This is a genomic window from Rhizobium sp. Leaf321, from assembly GCF_001423215.1.
In the GTDB taxonomy this organism is placed as follows: Bacteria; Pseudomonadota; Alphaproteobacteria; order Rhizobiales; family Rhizobiaceae; genus Neorhizobium; species Neorhizobium soli.
On the sequence record NZ_LMOF01000008.1, the window covers coordinates 371,337 to 390,940 of the forward strand.

16 protein-coding genes are annotated in these 19,604 nt (G+C 62.2%); 12 read left to right on the plus strand and 4 right to left on the minus strand.

Annotated elements, in window-relative coordinates; all coding sequences use genetic code 11:
• Positions 1–74: 74 nt before the first annotated feature.
• Positions 75–581 (plus strand): ferritin-like domain-containing protein, encoded by a 507-nt coding sequence (locus ASF70_RS18820; RefSeq protein WP_062461507.1) that lies wholly within the window; start codon positions 75–77, stop codon positions 579–581.
• Between the two features lie 14 nt (positions 582–595).
• On the opposite strand, the gene ASF70_RS18825 is transcribed toward ASF70_RS18820, so the two are convergent.
• The 3 genes from ASF70_RS18825 to ASF70_RS18835 all read right to left on the minus strand — a co-directional run bounded on the left by ASF70_RS18825 (position 596) and on the right by ASF70_RS18835 (position 2,897).
• Positions 596–817, minus strand: a complete 222-nt coding sequence (locus tag ASF70_RS18825) for a hypothetical protein (protein ID WP_062461504.1) — start codon at positions 815–817, stop codon at positions 596–598.
• 210 nt (positions 818–1,027) lie between these two features.
• Positions 1,028–2,407 (minus strand): FAD-containing oxidoreductase, encoded by a 1,380-nt coding sequence (locus ASF70_RS18830; protein ID WP_200943572.1) that lies wholly within the window; start codon positions 2,405–2,407, stop codon positions 1,028–1,030.
• 13 nt (positions 2,408–2,420) lie between these two features.
• Positions 2,421–2,897, minus strand: a complete 477-nt coding sequence (locus tag ASF70_RS18835) for a DUF4126 family protein (protein ID WP_062461499.1) — start codon at positions 2,895–2,897, stop codon at positions 2,421–2,423.
• A gap of 168 nt (positions 2,898–3,065) precedes the next feature.
• On the opposite strand from ASF70_RS18835, the gene ASF70_RS18840 reads away from it, so the two are divergent.
• The 5 genes from ASF70_RS18840 to ASF70_RS18860 all read left to right on the plus strand — a co-directional run bounded on the left by ASF70_RS18840 (position 3,066) and on the right by ASF70_RS18860 (position 9,706).
• On the plus strand, positions 3,066–4,868 hold the full coding sequence (locus ASF70_RS18840; RefSeq protein ID WP_082472027.1) for a sensor histidine kinase: 1,803 nt from the start codon (positions 3,066–3,068) through the stop codon (positions 4,866–4,868).
• The gene (locus ASF70_RS18845) at positions 4,865–6,244 is read left to right on the plus strand and encodes a sigma-54 dependent transcriptional regulator (RefSeq protein ID WP_062581936.1); all 1,380 of its coding nucleotides are present in this window, start codon (positions 4,865–4,867) and stop codon (positions 6,242–6,244) included. Before ASF70_RS18840 ends, ASF70_RS18845 begins: the two co-directional genes overlap by 4 nt.
• 240 nt (positions 6,245–6,484) lie before the next feature.
• Entirely contained in the window at positions 6,485–7,468 is a 984-nt protein-coding gene (locus ASF70_RS18850; RefSeq protein WP_062461492.1) for a tripartite tricarboxylate transporter substrate-binding protein, read from the plus strand.
• A gap of 258 nt (positions 7,469–7,726) precedes the next feature.
• Positions 7,727–8,188, plus strand: a complete 462-nt coding sequence (locus ASF70_RS18855; RefSeq protein WP_062461489.1) for a tripartite tricarboxylate transporter TctB family protein — start codon at positions 7,727–7,729, stop codon at positions 8,186–8,188.
• Between the two features lie 12 nt (positions 8,189–8,200).
• Positions 8,201–9,706 (plus strand): tripartite tricarboxylate transporter permease, encoded by a 1,506-nt coding sequence (locus ASF70_RS18860; RefSeq protein ID WP_062581938.1) that lies wholly within the window; start codon positions 8,201–8,203, stop codon positions 9,704–9,706.
• A gap of 285 nt (positions 9,707–9,991) precedes the next feature.
• On the opposite strand, the gene ASF70_RS18870 is transcribed toward ASF70_RS18860, so the two are convergent.
• Positions 9,992–11,080, minus strand: a complete 1,089-nt coding sequence (locus tag ASF70_RS18870; protein WP_082471978.1) for a LacI family transcriptional regulator — start codon at positions 11,078–11,080, stop codon at positions 9,992–9,994.
• 254 nt (positions 11,081–11,334) lie between these two features.
• Between ASF70_RS18870 and ASF70_RS18875 the strand changes: the two genes are divergently transcribed.
• The 6 genes from ASF70_RS18875 (at position 11,335) to ASF70_RS18900 (ending at position 19,603) form a co-directional block, all read left to right on the plus strand.
• Positions 11,335–12,585, plus strand: coding sequence for an ABC transporter substrate-binding protein (locus tag ASF70_RS18875; protein WP_174197229.1), 1,251 nt, complete (start codon positions 11,335–11,337; stop codon positions 12,583–12,585).
• Positions 12,586–12,809: 224 nt separating this feature from the next.
• A complete protein-coding gene (locus tag ASF70_RS18880; protein WP_062461963.1) occupies positions 12,810–13,712 on the plus strand; it encodes a sugar ABC transporter permease in 903 nt (300 codons plus the stop codon).
• Positions 13,709–14,590 carry a carbohydrate ABC transporter permease gene (locus ASF70_RS18885; RefSeq protein ID WP_062461481.1) on the plus strand — a complete coding sequence of 294 codons (882 nt, stop codon included), beginning with the start codon at positions 13,709–13,711 and terminating at the stop codon, positions 14,588–14,590. Before ASF70_RS18880 ends, ASF70_RS18885 begins: the two co-directional genes overlap by 4 nt.
• A 6-nt stretch (positions 14,591–14,596) precedes the next feature.
• Complete coding sequence (locus ASF70_RS18890; protein ID WP_062581944.1) at positions 14,597–15,688, plus strand: ABC transporter ATP-binding protein; 1,092 nt, start codon at positions 14,597–14,599, stop codon at positions 15,686–15,688.
• A gap of 134 nt (positions 15,689–15,822) precedes the next feature.
• On the plus strand, positions 15,823–17,706 hold the full coding sequence (treZ, locus tag ASF70_RS18895; RefSeq protein ID WP_062581947.1) for a malto-oligosyltrehalose trehalohydrolase: 1,884 nt from the start codon (positions 15,823–15,825) through the stop codon (positions 17,704–17,706).
• A 175-nt stretch (positions 17,707–17,881) separates the two neighbouring features.
• Positions 17,882–19,603: a sensor histidine kinase gene (locus ASF70_RS18900; RefSeq protein ID WP_062581949.1), complete on the plus strand. Its 1,722-nt coding sequence runs from the start codon at positions 17,882–17,884 to the stop codon at positions 19,601–19,603.
• Position 19,604 lies beyond the last annotated feature (1 nt).

Sequence of the window (19,604 nt, forward strand, 5' to 3'; positions counted from 1 at the left end):
GCGGACGTTGACGGGTTTACAGTCGTTGCGTACCAAATCGACCCGGGGGAAGACGTAACGAGGAGGACGTGAACATGACGCATGCGCGGGACAATTTCATTACTTGGCTACGCAATGCCCATGCGATGGAGGAACAGGCAGTCACGCTTCTGACAGCTCAGGCACGCCGGATCGAAAGCTACCCGGATCTCAAGGACCGCGTTCTGGAGCATCTCGAGGAAACCCGCGGCCACGTCGCGGCGCTGACCGAGATGCTGGAAAAGTTCGCCGTGACGACGCCGACCTTCAAGGACATGACCGCCAAGCTTGCCGCAACGGCCCAAGGTGTCGGCGGATTGCTGGTCAGCGACGAGGTCATCAAGACGATGACGACTGCCTTCGCATTCGAGCACACGGAAATCGCGACCTACAAGGTGCTGATAGCCGCTGCCGACGAACTGGACGAACCGGAAGCCGTCGCCGTCTTCGAACACATCCTGTCCGAGGAAGAAGACATGGCGGAATGGCTGAACGACAATATCGACAGCATCACGCGGATATTCCTGATGCGCGACGAGCGGGATCTCCAGGCGAAGCGGTAGTAGATGCCTCTGCTTCAGTCCTGACTTTTCAGAAGACCTGACAGGTCCAGCCGATGCTGGAGGGCGCCTTCGTCGCAGGCGCCGTGCTGGTAGAGATCGATGATCTCGGCCGCGAGGTTCTTTGCCGCCGTGCTTTCGCCAGACAAGCCGCGTTCGGCGCAGGCGGCATCGAAGACGTGCTGCAGGAAATCCAGTTCCCGCGGTTCCATCGCCGCATTGAATGCAGGTGTATTCATCTGTGGCCTCCCGTCGTGGAATGGATGTTGGGGGAGATCGCTCTGATGTCTTCCCGTCGCCGGCGGCCTTCGATTGTGCCGACGATGGGTGAAGTCTAAGCAAACTCCCCCCCGTTGCAAAGGGAGGGAGAAGGTTAAATTCCTGTAATGACGGGATTGTCAGCGAGCGCGCCGCAGCGCGTGAACGCCCCGCCATTCCTGATGGTTTCGTCAGCCTGCCGGCTTCATCGACTGGACCACGGTCGGCCACAGTTCCGAAACGGTGGGGTGGATGGGCACGGCCCAGCGCAGGGCATCATAAGTCGCGCCGGCATTCATCATGTCCAGCACGCCGTGGATCGCCTCGTCGCCGCCGGTGCCGAGAAGGGCGGCGCCCAGGATCTTTTTCGTCTCCGCATCGGCCACGATCTTCATCAGGCCGATCGTCTCGCCCTTTTCCACGGCACGTCCCACCTGGCTCATCGGCCGCGTGCCGACGAGAACCTTGTGGCCTGCCTTCACCGCCTGGTGCTCGGTCATGCCGACACGGCCGAGCGGCGGGTCGGTATAGAGCGCATAACCAAGCAGGCGGTCGGAGACCTTGCGGCTCTCGCCATCGAGCAGATTGGCCGCAACGATCTCGAAGTCGTTGTAGGCGGTGTGGGTGAAGGCGCCGCGGCCGTTGCAGTCGCCCATCGCCCAGATGCCCGCGACGCTGGTCGACAGATCGTCGCCCACCTCAATGTAGCCGCGCTCATCGAGCGTTACGCCTGCCTTGTCGAGCCCGAGATCGTCGGTGTTGGGACGGCGTCCGACCGCCAGCAGCACGTCGGAGCCGATGACTTCAGGCTCGCCTTCGTCGCAACTGAGGCCGACTGCAATGCCGTCGTCCGTCTTCCTGAAGCGGATGCAGTCGGCACCCGTTCTGATGACGATCCCTTCGGCTTCCAGCATCTCATGGATGGATTGCGAGATCTCCGCATCCTCGCGGCTGACGATACGCTCGCCGCGCTCCACGACGGTTACCTTCGCGCCGAAGCGGCGATACATCTGCGCATATTCAAGCCCGATATAACTGCCGCCGATGATCACCAGATGCTCCGGCACCCTGTCCAGCCCGACGATGTCGCTGTTGGTCATATAGGGGATGTCGTCGACGCCCTCGAAATCCGGAATGGTGGCGCGGGCGCCGACATTCAGGAAAATCTGCGCCGCCGTCAGCAATTCGTCGCCGACGCGGATCGTCTCGGCGCTCTCAAAGCGCGCATGGCCGCGGATCAGCGTGCAGTGGGGCATCTTCTCCAGCCAGCTTTCGTTGCTGCCGCGGCTGTCCATCGTCACTTTCAACGCCCGCCGCATCACAGCCGGCATGTCGACCGTCACCTCGCCACCGATGCCGATGCCGTAATCAGCGCTGCGGCGGGCAAGATGCGCGGTGTAGGCGCTTGCCACCAGCGTCTTGGTCGGCTTGCAGCCGGTGTTGACGCAGGTGCCGCCCACATGCTTGCGCTCGACGATGGCGACGGTCTTGCCCGCGTCGTTGAAGCGTCCGGCAAGCGATGGCCCGGCCTGGCCGGCGCCGATGATGATCGCGTCGAATGTCTGCATGATGCTCAGATCTCCGTTAGGCGGCCGGCGTTCCCGGCAAAAGCAGGATGACAATCAGGGCTGCGACGACGGCCACGCCGTCCTCGATAAAGGCTGCCGGTGCATCCTTGCCGAAATGGGCGGCAAGCTTTGCCCGCACTGCGGCGCCACCCAGCGTTCCGATCACGGCGCCGATAATGCCGGAGACGAGGCCGGCCAGCCAGTAGCCGTAGGGCATTCCAATCGCAGCACCCGAGAGCGCGCCGGTCAAGATGCGCGCACCGAATTGCTGCGGCACCTTGCGGCTCGGCGTCGAGGGCAACTGGTCGGTGATGAATTCGACGATGGCGATCAGCGTCAGGATCAGCACGGCCCATTTGGAGCCCATGAAGGCGAGCCAGGTGCCGGAGAGATCGAGCCAGCCGAGACCGGCCGCCCAGCTGACGATCGCCGGTGCCGTCATGGCGCGAAGTCCGGCCACCGCGCCGATGACGAGTGCAAGCATGTAACTCATGATGATTCCCTTTGCCGCCGCCGACGGATGCCGGTGAAAACAAGTCTTCGCAAGTTTTAGTGGAATTCGCCAGTGCCGGATTTTAAGGTGACGACCGAGGACGAGTTGGGAGGAGGAGCCCGGCATCTGGTGAGATACGCAATCCTTGCAGCGGCGGGCGTGGCGGTCATGATCGGTCTGGGCATCTATGTCCAGGGCGCCGGCATGATCGCGAGCGGCTACATGGAGGAGGCGAAGGCGCAGGCCAACACCACGCTGAGGCTTGCCGTTTCCGGTCTCGACGGGCACCTGAAGCGCTACGAGGCGCTGCCGGCGCTGATTGCCGACCAGCAGAATGTCGAGGCTTTCGTGCTTGATCCGTCTAACACAACCCTGCAGGCCGCCACCAACGCCTATTTGAAAGACACCAACGCGCTCCTCAAATCCTCCGACATCTATCTGATGACGATGGACGGGCAGACGATCGCTGCCAGCAACCATGACAGCGACGTCAGTTTCGTCGGCGAGAATTTTTCCTACCGTCCCTACTTCCAGGAAGCCGCGAAGGGCCGCCAGTCGCGCTTTTATGCGCTCGGCACGACGTCGCTCAAACGCGGCTACTACTTCTCGTCGCCGATCGAGATCGCCGGGGTGATCCGCGGCGTCATCGTCTTCAAGGTCGATATCGATCTGGTCGAGGACAGCTGGGGGAAGGGGACCGCCCAAGGCACCGAAGACCGCATCTTCGTTGCCGACCCCGAGGGCATCATCTTCATGACCAGCCGGCCGGAATGGCTCTATGCCACGACCCTGCCGCTGTCGCCGGGGCGCATCGCCCGCACCCAGACCTCGCGGCGCTATGCGGATGCGAAACTGCGCGAGCTGCCGGTGCGGCGCGGCGAATTCGCCGGTCACGAGGTGATGACGATTGCCGACAACGGTGGCGACCGGGAATATCTCGTCGTGTCGCAACCGATGCCCGACGCCGGCTGGACCGTCAGCGTGCTGATGGATACCGGGTCCGTGCATGCCCAGGCAAAGACGACCGTCGCTGCCCTGCTTCTATCTTTGTGTCTCGCCGTCCTCGGGCTTGCGGTCATCCTGCAGCGCCGGGCGCGGCTTGCCGAGCGCATGCATCTCCAAGCGGAAGCGCAGAATGCGCTCGAACACCGGGTTGCCGAGCGCACCGCCGATCTTGCCCGCGTCAACGCCCAGATCGAGGAGGAGGTGGCCGAGCGCCGGGCGACCGAACAGCGGCTGCGCCAGACCCAGGCCGATCTCATCCAAGCCGGCAAGCTTGCCGGTCTCGGCCAGATGTCGGCGGCGCTGTCGCACGAGCTCAACCAGCCGCTCGCCGCGGCCAAAACCTATGCAGAGACAGCCGGCGTGCTGATGGATCTCGACCGCACGGAAGAGGCGCGCGACAACGTTAGACGCATATCGGCACTGATCGATCGCATGGCCTCGATCAGCAAGCATCTGCGCAACTTCGCCCGCAAGCCGAACGAAAAGCTCGGTGCCGTTTCGCTGCAGGAGGTGATGGACGACACGCTGGAAATCGTCGCGGCGCGGCTGAAGGCGGCCGATGCGGATCTCGTCGTCGACATCCCAGCTAACCTTCCGAAGGTAAGGGCCGGTTCGATCCGTCTGCAGCAGGTGCTGGTCAACGTCATCGGCAATGCCGCAGATGCCGTCGAGGGACTAGCCGACCGGCGCATCGCCGTTTCGGCATCAAGAACCCACGATACCATCACGGTGCAGGTGCGCGATGGCGGGCCGGGTGTGCCGGCGTCGATTCGCGAGCGCATCTTCGATCCCTTCTTTACCACCAAGGGCATCGGCAAGGGTCTCGGCCTCGGGTTGTCGATCTCCTACAACATCGTCAAGGATTTCGGTGGTAGCCTTTCCGTCACCGATGATCCCGATGGGGGGGCCGTGTTCACCATCGAGCTCGACATTGCCGATGAAAACCTGATGGAGGCTGCCGAGTGAGCGAAGCAAGGGATGCGGCGCAAAGGGTTTTGCTGGTTGACGACGAAGAGGAGCTGCGCCGATCCACCGCCCAGGCGCTGGAGCTGTTCGGGCTCTCAGTGCAGACCTTTTCCAATGCCGATCATGTTCTCGAGCTTGCCGGTTTCGGCTTCGAGGGCGTTATCGTCAGCGATATCCGCATGCCCGGAACAGACGGCATGACGCTTCTGCAGCGGGTGCGCGAACTCGATGCGGAAATCCCGATCATTCTCGTCACCGGCCACGGCGATGTGCAGCTTGCGGTCAAGGCGATGCGCGAGGGCGCCTATGATTTTCTGGAAAAGCCGTTCACGCCGCAGCATCTGGCTGGTGTCATCCGCAGAGCGCTCGATCGCCGCGCGCTGGTCATGGAGAACCGCCGACTGAAGGCGGTGGCCGGCAAGCGCGACGATCTGGAAACCCGCATGCCCGGCCGCACCCAGGTGATGGTCGACCTGCGCTACCGGATCCGCGCGATCGGCGCCACCGATGCCGATACGCTGATCATCGGCGAGACCGGCGCCGGCAAGGAAGTGGTGGCGCGGGCGCTGCACGATGTCAGCCCGCGCGCCAACCGGCCGTTTATCGCCATCAACTGCGCGGCACTTCCGGAAACGCTGATCGAAAGCGAGTTGTTCGGCCACGAGGCGGGCGCCTTTCCCGGCGCGATCAGGCCGCGCTACGGCAAGTTCGAGCACGGCCGCGGCGGCACGATCCTGCTCGACGAGATCGGTTCTATGCCCTTCGACCTGCAGGCAAAATTCCTGCGCGTCCTGCAGGAGCGGGTCATCACCCGGCTCGGCTCCAACGAAACCGTGGCGCTCGACGTCCGCTTTATCGCCACCAGCAAGGTGGATCTGGAGGCGGAGGTCGCAGCCGGCCGGTTCCGTGCCGATCTCCTCTACCGTCTCAACGTCGCAACCATCCATGTGCCGTCGCTGCGGGAGCGGCGGGCCGATATCGCGCTTCTGTTTCTGCAGCTGGTCCGCGAAGCCTCCGCCCGCTATGGCCGTGACGATCTCGACGTTCCCGTCGATGTGATTGCCACGATCGGCGACCAGGCCTGGCCGGGGAATGTCCGCGAGTTGCGCAACGCCGCCGATCGGCTGGTGCTGGGTCTCGATCTTCCGTCGACGGATTCCAACGGCAGGCTTCGCGATCCGGCCGGTCGGCTGGCAGACAAGGTCGCCGCCTTCGAGCGCAACCTGATCGCCGGCGAAATCGCTGCCCATGGCGGTGCGCTGCGCCCCGTCTACGAATCGCTCGGCATTTCGCGCAAGACGCTCTACGAAAAGATGCAGAAACACGGGCTCGACAAGCGGCTGATCTCGGCCGACCAGATGCTTCAGGACGATTGAATGGGTGACGAACTAAGTCTTGAAACCCCGCACTGGGTGGATTTCCACCCAGGCTTTGATGTGATTGTTCCCTAATCCACCCATGCTGCATTGCACGCCAGCGATAAACTTAGCAACGCTGCGTCCCGCCTGATTGCGGCCAGTGAAATCACCACTGCAAATGGCACCAAGGCTGGCGGGGGAGGACTGTCGCCAGCACACCAGTTTGCATGCTGATTTTCACGCTCGGGAGGACAATTCATGAAAATCGTCAACGCCATGATCGGCGCAACGGCTCTGGCCGCAATGTCGCTGTTTTCGGCTTCTGCCAATGCGCAGAGCTATCCGGAACGCCAGATCACGATGATCGTACCGTTTGCGGCCGGTGGCCCGACCGATACGGTTGCGCGTCTTGTGGCTGAATCCATGTCGCGCGATCTCGGCCAGCAGATCGTCGTCGAGAATGTCGGCGGTGCCGGCGGTTCGCTCGGTGCCGGCCGCGTCGCCAATGCGGAAGCAGACGGTTATACCGTCCTCCTGCACCATATCGGCATGGCGACCAGCGCCACGCTCTATCGCAAGCTCGCCTATGACACGCTGAACGCGTTCGAATATGTCGGTCTCGTCACGGAAGTGCCGATGACGCTTCTCGCCCGCAAGGACATGGAAGCCACCGATTTCAAGGGCCTGATCGAATACGCCAAGGCCAACAAGGACAAGGTGACGGTCGCCAATGCCGGCATCGGCGCTGCGTCGCATCTCTGCGGTATGCTGTTCATGAGCTCGATCGAAACGCCGCTCGTGACCGTTCCCTACAAGGGCACCGGCCCGGCCATGACCGATCTCCTCGGCGGACAGGTCGATATCATGTGCGACCAGACCACCAATACGACAAAGCAGATCCAGGGCGGCACGGTAAAGGCCTACGCCGTCACCTCCGCTGACCGCCTCGACATCCTGAAGGACCTGCCGACCGTCAAGGAAGCCGGTTATCCGCAGATGGAAGTGGGCATCTGGCACGGCATCTACACGCCGAAGGGCACGCCGAAGGAAGCCAACGACAAGCTGTCGGCGGCACTCAAGGTGGCACTCAAAGACCCGAACGTCGTTGCCCGTTTCGGCGAACTCGGCACCAAGCCTTCGCCGGAAGCCGACGCCACGCCTGAGGCGCTGAAGACCAAGCTGGAAAGCGAAATCGCCCGCTGGAAGCCGGTCATCGAGGCAGCCGGCCAGTACGCCGACTGATCTCTCGTCACGGCACTGCCCCTCACCCTGGCCCCTCTCTGGGCAGGGTGAGGGGTTCTGCTCGATCGGCCTTGGAGCCCGCAACCTTTCGTCCTTCTCCCCCGCGGGGGAGAAATTGCCGGCAAGCTGATCGCTCAGATCGACCGCTGATCGGCGCGAACGTCTGCAAGGACCCCACCGGCAAGCGACACTCCTGCTAGCGACCATGCCGACCCGCGGCGCAGATCCGCAGAGCTCTTCCAATATTTCGGAGCCATCATGAATTCACTCAATATCGACAGGACCAATCTGGTCTGCGGGCTGGCGCTCATGCTGACCGGCCTGTTCTTTGCCTATCAATCGATCGAACTGGAACTCGGCACGGCGCTTCGCATGGGGCCGGGCTATTTTCCGTTCATCCTCGCCTGCGTTCTCGTGCTCTTGGGCGGCGTGATCGTCTTCCAGGCCATTCGCGTTCACGGCGAACCGGTGGGTGCGCTTGCCTGGCGCGGGATGGCCTTCATCCTGCCGGCACCGATCTTCTTTGGTCTCACCGTGCGCGGTTTAGGCTTCGTGCCGGCGATCTTCTTTACGGCGCTGATCGCGGCATTCGCCTCGCACAAGATGAAGCCGTTGATGGCCGTCATCCTGGCGGCTCTGCTCACGGTCTTTTCGGTTCTCGTCTTCAGCTATGGTCTTGGTCTGCCGTTCCGGCGGTTCGGGCCGTGGCTGGGCATGTAAGGGGCTCGGTTCATGGAATTATTCAACAATCTCGCCCTCGGTTTCTCCACCGCCACGTCGATCGAGAACCTGTTCTTCTGCCTCATCGGGGTGCTGCTTGGCACGCTGATCGGCGTCCTGCCCGGCATCGGCGCAACGGCGACGATCGCCATGCTGTTGCCGATCACCTTCCAGCTCGAACCCGTGTCGTCGCTGATCATGCTCGCGGGTATCTATTACGGCGCGCAGTATGGCGGCTCCACCACGGCCATCCTCATCAATATGCCCGGCGAATCTTCGTCGGCGGTCACCGCCATCGACGGTTACCAGATGGCGCGCAAGGGCAAGGCGGGACCGGCGCTTGCCATCGCTGCCATCGGATCGTTCTTCGCCGGCACGGTTTCCACCTTTCTTGTGGCGATCTTCGCGCCGCCGCTGACCTCGATCGCGCTGCAGTTCGGTGCCGCGGAATATTTCTCGCTGATGGTCGTCGGTCTCGTTTCGTCGATCGCGCTTGCTCACGGGTCGATCATCAAGGCGCTCGCCATGGTCTGCCTTGGCCTGCTGCTTGGCCTCGTCGGCACCGATATCTACACCGGCACGCCGCGCTTCACGCTCGGAATCCGGGAATATGCCGACGGTCTGAACTTCGTCGCGGTCGCAGTCGGCGTCTTCGGTATCGCTGAAATCCTGCGCAATCTCGAAAGCGAAAAGACCCGCACCGTGCTGATGGCGAAGGTGTCCAACCTGATGCCGTCGCGCGAGGACTTCAAGGCGATGGTCGGCCCCGTTCTGCGCGGCACGGCGATCGGCTCCATCCTCGGCATCCTGCCGGGCGGCGGCGCGATCCTTGCGGCATTTGCGTCCTATACGGTCGAGAAGAAGGTATCGAAACATCCGGAAGAATTCGGCCACGGCGCGGTCGCCGGCGTTGCCGGGCCGGAATCGGCCAACAATGCGGGTGCACAGACCTCGTTCATCCCGCTCCTGACGCTCGGCATTCCGGCCAACCCGGTCATGGCGCTGATGGTCGGCGCGATGATCATCCAGGGCATCGTTCCAGGTCCGAACGTTGCCGTCGAACAGCCGGCGCTGTTCTGGGGCATCATCGCGTCCATGTGGATCGGCAACCTGATGCTTGTGATCCTCAACCTGCCGCTGATCGGGTTGTGGGTAAAGCTTCTGACGATCCCCTATTACGTGCTCTTCCCGATCATCATGGCGTTCTGCGCCATCGGGGTCTACAGCGTCAATTCCAACGTCTTCGATCTCTATGCCGTCGCCTTCTTCGGTCTGCTCGGGTACGTGCTTTTGAAGCTGCGCTGCGAGCCGGCACCGCTTCTGCTCGGTTTCGTTCTTGGCCCGCTCCTGGAAGAAAACCTGCGTCGCGCAATGATCCTCTCGCGCGGCGACGCCACCACCTTCATCACCCGCCCCATCAGCGCCGGCCTGCTCGCGCTTGCCGCCATCGTGCTCATCGTCGTCTTCCTGCCAAGCGTCCGCAAGAAGCGCGAAGAGGTGTTTGTCGAAGAGGATTGAGGGGTGGCGGCTCTTACAGGCCGTCGCGGACGAGTATGAGTTGCCGGTAGATCTTGGGGGAGGAGGGGAAGCGTTTCCTCTCCTCCTCATCCCTGTGCCTGTCACAGGGATCCAGCCACGCGAAGTCATTCGCGTGAAAAGACCCTTCAGCGCCGCAGACGCGGCGCCACTGGATTCCTGTGACAAGCACAGGAATGAGGGGGGCGGGGGTTGCGGACGCGTCGGCTGGGTTCCTGTGGCGAGCACAAAAATGAGGGGAGGTTGGGGCTGCCGAAGTCCCCTTCATTACACCGTCTGCAGCGCCTGCAGTTCCTCGACCGGCACCTCTCCACCCATCTGCTTCAGAAGCAGCGCGGCCATAAGACGACCCGCCTCCGCGAGGTCCTCGTAGATCGTTTCGATACGCGGGCGGACCTGGTCGAACAGGCCGGACGTCTGTTTGGCGACCAGGCGCACATCTTGGCCGATGATGCGGCCGGTGTCGTAGGCTGCCGACATCACGGCCATGGCGGAGACCTCGCCGCCGCAGATGAAGCCGTCGGGCGCGTCGTCGGCCGCCAGTCGTTCCGCCACGTGATCGCGGATCGCATCGGACTTGCTGTCGAGCGAGACACGGTCGGAAATCTCGAAGGCAACGCCTTCCTCGCGCACCGCCGTCATGAAGCCGTGGCGCATGTGATGGGCGAAGGTGAACTGGGCGGGCGGCAGGATGATGAACAGCCGCCGACAGCCAGCAGCGATCAGGCTTTTCGCGGCACGATAGCTAAAGGCGTAATTGTCGTAATCCACGTAAGGATGCGGCGTCGCAAGCTCGGTGCGGCCGTGGCACACGAAGGGAAAACCCTGTTCCATCAGGAATTTCACGCGCTCGTCGGCGGCTTCGGTGCGGCTGAACAGGATGCCGTCGGCCATCCGGTTGCGGACGATATGCTTGACCGGATCGATCTGCGGCGTGTCTGAAAAATGCGGCGTGATCACCAAGTGGTACCTGGTGCCGCGCAGTGCCGCACTCATGCCGCGGATCATCGATGTGCCGTAGCCGAGGATTTCCTCGTGCGGATCAAGGACGAGGCTGATCACGTTGGTGCGTCCGGTGCGCAACCGCTGCGCCGCGCGATCCGGCAGATAGCCGACATCTTCGGCCGCCTGGCGCACGCGGATGCGGGTTTCGAGCGCAATCTGGGGATCGTCGGAGAGCGCCCTCGACACGGTCGTGACCGCAAGCTCGGTCAGTTCGGCGACGGTCTTCAGCGTCGGTTTCTTCTGGGCTGTATCGCGGGGCAAGCGGTTCGCGTGCGGCCGCGCCGGGCGTCCCTGCTGCAGCGTATCCGGGTCGATGTCCTCACCCCGGTCATCCCGGTCGTCAAGCGGCATTCCTGTCTCCTCCAGCGCCCCTCCAGGCGGCCTGTTTGTATCGTTGCAAAACGCCGCAAATTCGGCAAGGGCAAATCAACTCTTCACCGTCGCAAACGGGAAAGATCGCTTTTATCGTTCTATAACAGGGTGATGCCGGATCTTTAGCATCACAGAAATTCTGTCCCCTACGGGGTTGACACTTACATCGGTTATATCGTTATAAATCGATGTCCGGAGAGGAGCCCGGCTTTGAGGGAGATATTTCAATGACTATTCGTTTGATCGGCAAACTGGCCGCCGGTGCGGCTATGATTGCGCTGACCGCTGGCGCCGCAAAGGCAGCCGAACAGGTTGAAGTTCTGCACTGGTGGACGTCCGGCGGCGAAGCCGCGGCGCTCAACGTGCTCAAGGAAAACCTGGCCAAGCAGGGTATCGGCTGGAAAGACATGCCGGTTGCCGGTGGTGCCGGTTCTGCCGCGATGACGGCGCTGCGCGCCCGTGTGACCGCCGGCGATCCGCCGACCGCCGTCCAGCTGCTCGGTTTCGACCTGCGCGACTGGTCCGAGATGGGCGTCGCCGCCAATCTTGACGATCTCGCCGCCAAGGAAGGCTGGGACAAGGTCATTCCGGAAGCGCTGCAGGCGTTTTCCAAGTATGATGGCCACTGGGTTGCTGCCCCCGTCAACATTCACTCCACCAACTGGCTGTGGCTGAACAAGGCTGCCTTTGACAAGGCCGGCGGCAAGCAGCCGACGAATATGGACGAGCTGTTCACCATGCTCGACGCCTTCAAGGCGCAGGGCATCACCGCGCTCGCCCATGGCGGCGTTCCGTGGCAGGACGGCACCCTCTGGGAAGCCGTGGTTCTCTCCGTCGGCGGTCCTGATTTCTACAAGAAGGCCGTGCTCGACGCCGATCCGACGGCGCTGTCGGGTGATACGATGAAGAAGGTGTTCGACGATATGTCGAAGCTTCGCACCTATTTCGATCCCAACTTCTCCGGCCGCGAATGGAACCTCTCCACCGCGCTCGTCATCGAAGGCAAGGCCGGCGCTCAGGAAATGGGCGACTGGTCGAAGGGCGAATGGCTGCGCGCCAAGAAGACCCCCGGCACCGATTTCGTCTGCATGCGCTTCCCCGGCACACAGGGCTCCGTCCTGTTCAACGCTGACCAGTTCATGATGTTCGACGTGGGTGAAGAGCAGAAGGACGCACAGATGAAGATGGCATCCGCCGTCGAAGATCCCGCGTTCCAGATCGCCTTCAACACGGTCAAGGGTTCCGTGCCTGCACGGACCGACGTCTCGGACGAAAAGTTCGACGATTGCGCCAAGAAGGGCATGAAGGATCTGGCGGAAGCCTCGTCCAAGGGCACGCTGATGGGCTCGCTCGCCCATGGTTACGCCCAGCCGGCGGCCGTCAAGGAAGCCATGCTCGACGTCATCACCCAGCATCTGAATGGCCAGCTGACCACGGATGCCGCGCTGAAGCGCCTGCCGGAAGCGGTTGCTGCCGCGAAGTAGTCAAAAAGCAAAAAGACCCCGCCCCAAACCCCTCCCCACAAGGGGGAGGGGCTTAACCCAGCCGCACTGTCTGGGCCCGATTTGGTCGGTGGGTGCCCACAGGTTTTCTCCCCCCTTGTGGGGGAGATGGCCGGCAGGCCAGAGGGGGTGTTTTTGTTGGCGCACCTTCAAACGTCTCTATTCGCATCCGGAGATCCCCCATGACGACAATCGAACCGGCTCCGATGGTGACGCCGACCAGGCCGCGGCGGTCCATGGCCGATGGTTTGCGCAACGGCTTGCCGAAGCTTGTTCTGGCGCCGTCCTTCGCCATCATTCTGGTGTTCGTCTACGGCTTCATCCTGTGGACCGTCTATCTGTCGTTCACCACGTCGAAGATGATGCCGATCTACAAGTGGGGCGGGTTCGATGCCTATTACCGGCTCTGGTCGCAGCCCAACTGGTATGTGGCGATGCAGAACCTCGCCATTTTCGGCGTTCTCTACATCGTGCTCTGCACGGCGATCGGGCTTTTCATCGCGATCCTGATGGATCAGCGCATCCGCGCCGAGGGCGTTCTGCGGCCGATCTTTCTCTATCCGATGGCGCTGTCCTTCGTCGTGACAGGTACGGCCTGGAAGTGGTTCCTCAATCCGGGCCTCGGGCTTGAGAACACGATGCACAATCTCGGCTGGGAAAGCTTCAAGTTCGACTGGCTGGTCAACCCGAAAATGGCGATCTACACCGTCGTCATTGCCGGCGTCTGGCAGGCCTCGGGCTTTATCATGGCGATGTTTCTGGCCGGCCTGCGCGGCATCGACGGCGAGATCGTCAAGGCGGCCCAGATCGACGGCGCCTCAACGGTCTCGATCTATCGCCGCATCATCATTCCGATGCTGCGCCCGGTCTTCCTGTCGGCCTTCATCGTGCTCGCTCATATGGCGATCAAGTCCTATGACCTTGTCATCGCGCTCACGGGCGGCGGGCCGGGCAATGCCACCGAACTTCCGTCCACCTTCATGTATTCCTACACGTTTACCCGCAACCAGATGAATGTGGGCTCGGCCAGCGCCGTGATGATGCTGATGGGCATTACCGCGATCATCGTCCCCTATCTCTATTCCGAGCTTCGGGAGAAGAACCATTGAGCGCGATCCCTGAAAATGTCAGCGCCGGGTCGGTCCGCACCGTCCGCTATTTCATCTATGGCGCACTGATCATCCTTGCCGCCGTCTATCTGCTACCGCTCTATGTGATGCTTACCACGTCGCTGAAGTCGCTGGATGAGATCCGCGGCGGCGACATGCTGGCGCTGCCGTCCGATCCGTCCATCGCCGCCTGGGTCAAGGCCTGGGGCGAGGCCTGCATCGGCGTCTCCTGCGTCGGCATCAAGGGCTATTTCTGGAACTCGCTGAAAATGGTGGTTCCGGCTGTCGCCATCTCAACGCTGCTCGGCGCGCTCAACGGCTATGTTCTCACCAAGTGGCGCTTTCCCGGCCACAAGCTGGTGTTCGGCATGATGTTGTTTGCCTGCTTCATCCCGTTCCAGGCGGTGCTGATCCCGATGGCGCGTCTGCTGGGTGCGATGGGTATGTCGAATTCCACCGCCGGCCTCGTGTTCGTCCATGTGGTCTACGGCCTCGGCTTCACCACCTTGTTCTTCCGCAACTATTACGAGGCGTTTCCGGACGAGCTGGTCAAGGCTGCGATGATGGATGGCGCCGGCTTCTTCAAGATCTTCTGGCGCATCCTGCTGCCAAGCTCCGGCCCGATCATCGTCGTCACGGTCATCTACCAGTTCACCAATATCTGGAACGACTTCCTGTTCGGCGTCTCCTTCTCGTCGGGCGAGGCCTCGCCGATGACGGTGGCGCTCAACAACCTCGTTTCGTCTTCCACCGGCGTCAAGGAATACAATGTCGACATGGCCGCCGCTGTGTTCGCGGCATTGCCGACGCTGTTCGTCTATGTCGTCGCCGGACGTTATTTCGTGCGTGGCCTGATGGCCGGCGCAGTCAAGGGTTGATCCAACATGAGCTTTCTCGAGATCAAGAATATCCGCAAGAAGATCGGCAATGTCGAGATCCTCAAGGGCATCGACATCGATCTGGAAAAGGGCGGCTTTCTCGTGCTGGTCGGCCCGTCCGGCTGCGGCAAGTCCACGCTGCTCAACGCGATTGCCGGCCTGCTGCCGCCGACATCGGGTGACATCGTCATCGATGGCGAGGTGGTGACAGACCTGCATCCGTCCAAGCGCGATATCGCCATGGTGTTCCAGTCCTACGCGCTCTACCCGAACATGACGGTGGAGGAAAACATCGCGTTTGCGCTGGAGATGCGCGGCATCGACAAGGCGGAGCGGGAAACGGCCGTCGCAAGCGTGGCAAAGACCCTGCAGATCGAGCATCTCCTGAAGCGTCGTCCGAGCCAGCTTTCCGGCGGCCAGCGTCAGCGCGTCGCCATGGGCCGGGCGCTGGTGCGCAAGCCGCGCGTGTTCCTGTTCGATGAACCGCTCTCCAACCTCGATGCAAAGCTGCGCGTCGAGGTGCGGGCCGAGATCAAGGCGCTGCACCAGAACACCAATGCGACGATCGTCTATGTTACCCACGACCAGATCGAGGCGATGACGCTTGCGACCAAGATCGTCGTCCTCAAGGAAGGCATCGTACAGCAGGTCGGAACGCCGGCCGAAATCTACAATCTGCCGGCCAACCTGTTTGTCGCCGATTTCATGGGCTCGCCGGCAATGAACATGCTGAAGGGCAAGGTCGTCTCCGACGGCGTCGCCCTGTTCGGCGGTTCGACGACGGTTGCCGTGCCGCCAACAGTGACGTCTGCTTTGCCCGCGGGCAAGGATGTCATTCTCGGCCTGCGCCCCGAAGCGATCACCGATTCCGGCCTTGCCGATCCGACGGCGCATGCGATTGCATTCGTTGATGCGCAGGTAACTATGGTCGAGCCGACGGGCTCCGACACGTTCGTGACCGGTCGGATGGACGGGGTGAGTTTCACGGGACGCGCTCGCGCCGAAGTACCGGTCACGCTTGGCCAGACATTCCGCTTCGCCTTCAATCTCGACAAGGCCGTCGTGTTTGATCCGGAAAGCGGCAACCGCATCGGCTAAGTCCATGATCGGGCCAGAAAATTGACTTGACAAAAGACAATTTTCCTATCCCGAATCCGGTCGTTACGGGGCAATAGGGAACTATTCCTGTCCGCCCCGTGTTTCCCTTGTGACTGAAACAAGGGAGAGATGCCATGTCGCTGACCCGCGATTTCACGCCCTACGATTCGCGCCGGACCGCTTCCGGCCACGTCTCGTCCGGCGCGCCCGTGCGCCGATCCTTCCCCAAATCCTGGGGTGCCGAACATGTCGGCGAAAACAGCGTTCTGTTCCGCCTCTGGGCGCCGGACATCGAGCGCCTGCGCCTCCGCATCGCCGGCCGCAACCGCGAAATGCTGCCGGCCGGGCAGGGCTGGTTCACGCTGACCGTCGAGGGCGTCGAGCCCGGCACGCCCTACCAGTTCGTCATGCCCGACGGTAAGGCCTTCGCGGATCCCGCATCGCGAGCGCAGGACGGTGGCGTCGATGGCCACTCGATGATCGTCGATCCGGCCTTCTACCGCTGGAACATGCCGGCCTGGAAGGGGCATGCCTGGGAAGAGGCTGTGATTTACGAGATGCATATCGGCACCTTCACGTCCGAGGGCACGTTTCGCGCCGCAGCGTCGCGTCTCGCCGACCTTGCCGATCTCGGCTTCACTGTCATTCAGCTGATGCCGGTCAGCGAATTTCCGGGCGATCGCGGCTGGGGCTATGACAGCGCGCTCCCGTATGCCCCGCACCACGCCTACGGTTCGCCTGATGACATGAAGGCTTTCGTTGATGCCGCCCACCGGGTCGGCCTGTCGGTCATGCTGGATGTCGTCTACAACCACTTCGGCCCGGCTGGAAACCTGATCGTCTCGAACATCCCGTCTTTCTTCGATCCGCAGTTTATCACGCCGTGGGGTCCGTCGATCAACTTTGCCCAACCAGCCGTGCGTGCTTTCTTCATCGAAAACGCGCTCTACTGGCTGGAAGAGTTCAATCTCGATGGCCTTCGCATCGATGCGGTGGACGAAATCCTGGATGAAACGTCAGAGAAGCACATTCTCGTCGAACTTGCAGAGCGCGTTCATTCCGAAACGACGGGTCGGCGGCGCCATCTCGTGATGGAGGACCATCGCGCCATCCTGCGCAACCCGGAACGTGGCGGTACGCCGGATGCGTTTGTGGCCGGATGGAACAACGACGCCTACCACGCCGCACATGTGATCGCGACAGGCGAGGCCGTGGGCCATGCCGGACCTTTTGCCGCGCAGCCGGTCGCCAAGCTCGCCGCTTGCCTCGCGCATGGCGGCATGCCGTCGCAGGACGATGACGAGCAAGACGCGAGGTCAGACGCGGACGCGGGCGGATCTTCGCCGCTTACCTCGTATATCCACTTCCTGCAGAACCATGATCATGTGGGCAATCGCGCCCATGGCGAACGATTGATCTCCCTGTCGGAGCCGGGGCTTCTCGACGTCATGACTTCAATGCTGCTTCTGTCGCCGCAGGTGCCGATGATGTTCATGGGCGAGGAATATGGGGAAGTGCAGCCGTTCGCGTTCTTTGCCGAATACGAGGGCGACATCGCCATGACCACCTGGGCCAACCGGTTGATCGAGGCGGAAAAATTCGGCGGCCTGCCGGAAGGCGTCACAGAACCTTGGCAGTTGGACAATCCGAATGCGCCGGAAGCGTTCGAGAAATCGAAACTGCGCTGGGAGCGTCGCGACACGGCGGAGGGCTCTGCCGCCTACGGGAAGATCCGGGATCTGATCGGAAAGCGGCGCGAGCACGTGGTTCCAGGGCTTTCCGGCATGCCTCACAGCGTCGGTCGCGTTCTTGCCTCGGCGCCGGAGACAATCGCAATCGACTGGCAGCTGTCGGATCGTCTCGTGCAACTGCGTGCCAATCTGAGCGCGTCTGAGGTCGAAGCACCTGGCATTTCCGGGTTTGTGATCCACCGGGTGCCGGAAACCGTCGTTGCCGATGGAATTGGGCCGCTGGTCATGCCGGCAACGTCGCTGCTTGCGGCGATCTCGCGGCACTGAATATTCGAATATTCGACGGAAAGGTGACGGCCGCATCACCAAGTCCTTGGCCAGTGTTCCAAAAGCCGCTAAAACTCATGGCGTTGCTTTCAAAGCCAAGGGACGGGGCTACGAATGGATCACCAGCGCGGCGGCTCTGCTGCCTGCCAACCTTCCCGCGCAACGGTCGTGCGGGATGGCTAGGTTTGCGCGGCTCTTCCCGACGGCACCGATCGGGGCTTATCTGATCGCGCTCGTCGTGGGCGTGGCTTTGCCGCTGCTTGTCTTCGGCGCCTTTCTCATGCTGCAGCTGGAAGAGCACGAACGGGACATGCTCTCGTCGAATACGGCAGAAGACGCCCAGATGATCGCTCGTGCGGTCGACCGCGAGCTGCAGGACATGGCAACGACGCTGCGCCTGCTGGTCAGTTCTCCCGAGCTGGAGTCCGGTGACCTTCGCGCCTTCCACGAGCGGACCCGGTCGAGCCTGCGTTCCACCAAGCTTTTCGTGATCGTCGCAGACCGGGACGGACAGCTTCGGCTGAATACCCGCGTCCCGTTCGACACGCCGCTCGGCAAGACCGCTAACATGCCAGCGCTCGAATCCATGCTGCGCAGCGGCTTGACGGAAGCCTCCAGCATGTTTCGCGGCACGACCAGCGGAAAGTGGGTCTTCAACGTCGCGATGCCGCTGTCTGAGAAGACAAACGCCTCGGGCGCTGCGATGATCATCACGCAGAATGCCGAGGATCTGCAAAAGCTACTGTCCGTCGATGGCCTGCCGGATGGCTGGTCTGCCGCGGTCCTCGATGGCAGCGGTCAGGTCGTCACCTCGGTCGGTGCCGCAAAGATGGCGGAGGGCGCCAGGTTTCCCAGCGAAACTCTGCGGCTGATGACCGGTTTTCGCGGCACGATCGAAGATGTCGATGGTGCGGGCAAACAGATGTACGGCTATGCGCAGATTACCGGCTGGGCCTGGAAGACCGTCGTCTGGGGGCCGATCGCGTCCGCGCAGGAAAACATTATCTCCACCTGGCGGCAGCTCGTTGCGGGCGGCATCGTCTTTCTCGCCATAGCCATGGTCGTCGCCTACCTCGTCGCCTGGCAGCTGCGGATCCCGATTAGGCAGATCGCCGACATGGCCGAACGGATCGGCAAGGGCGAAATCGTCTCGCCGGTGGAGACCAAGATCACCGAGGCGAACCAGATCGCCGTCGCGCTTTCGAACGCTTCGTTCGACCGAAGCCAGGCAGAAGACCGTATCCATCTCATCCTGCACGAGCTGGTTCACCGGACAAAGAACATCCTCACGCTTGTCCAGGCTATGATGCGCCAGCTGGCACGCAAGGATACGCCGATGGACGAGTTCCAGAGGGCAATCAGCACCCGCCTCCAGGGGCTGGGGAAATCGATCGAGGCTCTCGCCGAAGAGCAATGGGGCGGTGTTCCGATGCATCGGGTCGTCGAGATCCACATGAGCACGTTTGCGGAAGCGGCGGACCGCGTCCAGATCCAGGGCGAGGATTTTGTGCTGAAGGCGGGTGCAGTTCAGAATCTCGGCTTGGTGCTGCATGAACTCGCCACCAATTCCGTCAAATACGGCGCATTGTCTGTACCCCATGGTACGGTACGGATCTCATGGAGCGATATCGCCGAGGAGACCGTCTCGGATGGAGACGGCGAGAGCCGTGGTGTGAACCTACTTCTGGTCTGGGAAGAAAGCGGCGGCCCGACGGTAAAGCCGCCCACCCGCACCGGGTTCGGCACGACCATCATCAAGCGCCACGCCACCGCAGCATTCAGCGGCACTGTCGATATTGATTTCCGGCCCGGCGGCCTGGTCTGGCGGATGACGGTACCGCGTGCCAACCTGGAGCGCCCGGACGCTTCGGAAGGCTTGCGCGACGTCCCTCTTTAAG

Coding starts and splice junctions, on each gene's coding strand:
- ASF70_RS18820 (WP_062461507.1), top strand. CDS start 75: ATGACGCATGCGCGGGACAATTTCATTACTTGGCTACGCAATGCCCAT.
- ASF70_RS18825 (WP_062461504.1), bottom strand. CDS start 817: ATGAATACACCTGCATTCAATGCGGCGATGGAACCGCGGGAACTGGAT.
- ASF70_RS18835 (WP_062461499.1), bottom strand. CDS start 2,897: ATGAGTTACATGCTTGCACTCGTCATCGGCGCGGTGGCCGGACTTCGC.
- ASF70_RS18840 (WP_082472027.1), top strand. CDS start 3,066: ATGATCGGTCTGGGCATCTATGTCCAGGGCGCCGGCATGATCGCGAGC.
- ASF70_RS18850 (WP_062461492.1), top strand. CDS start 6,485: ATGAAAATCGTCAACGCCATGATCGGCGCAACGGCTCTGGCCGCAATG.
- ASF70_RS18855 (WP_062461489.1), top strand. CDS start 7,727: ATGAATTCACTCAATATCGACAGGACCAATCTGGTCTGCGGGCTGGCG.
- ASF70_RS18860 (WP_062581938.1), top strand. CDS start 8,201: ATGGAATTATTCAACAATCTCGCCCTCGGTTTCTCCACCGCCACGTCG.
- ASF70_RS18870 (WP_082471978.1), bottom strand. CDS start 11,080: ATGCCGCTTGACGACCGGGATGACCGGGGTGAGGACATCGACCCGGAT.
- ASF70_RS18880 (WP_062461963.1), top strand. CDS start 12,810: ATGGTGACGCCGACCAGGCCGCGGCGGTCCATGGCCGATGGTTTGCGC.
- ASF70_RS18890 (WP_062581944.1), top strand. CDS start 14,597: ATGAGCTTTCTCGAGATCAAGAATATCCGCAAGAAGATCGGCAATGTC.
- treZ (WP_062581947.1), top strand. CDS start 15,823: ATGTCGCTGACCCGCGATTTCACGCCCTACGATTCGCGCCGGACCGCT.
- ASF70_RS18900 (WP_062581949.1), top strand. CDS start 17,882: ATGGCTAGGTTTGCGCGGCTCTTCCCGACGGCACCGATCGGGGCTTAT.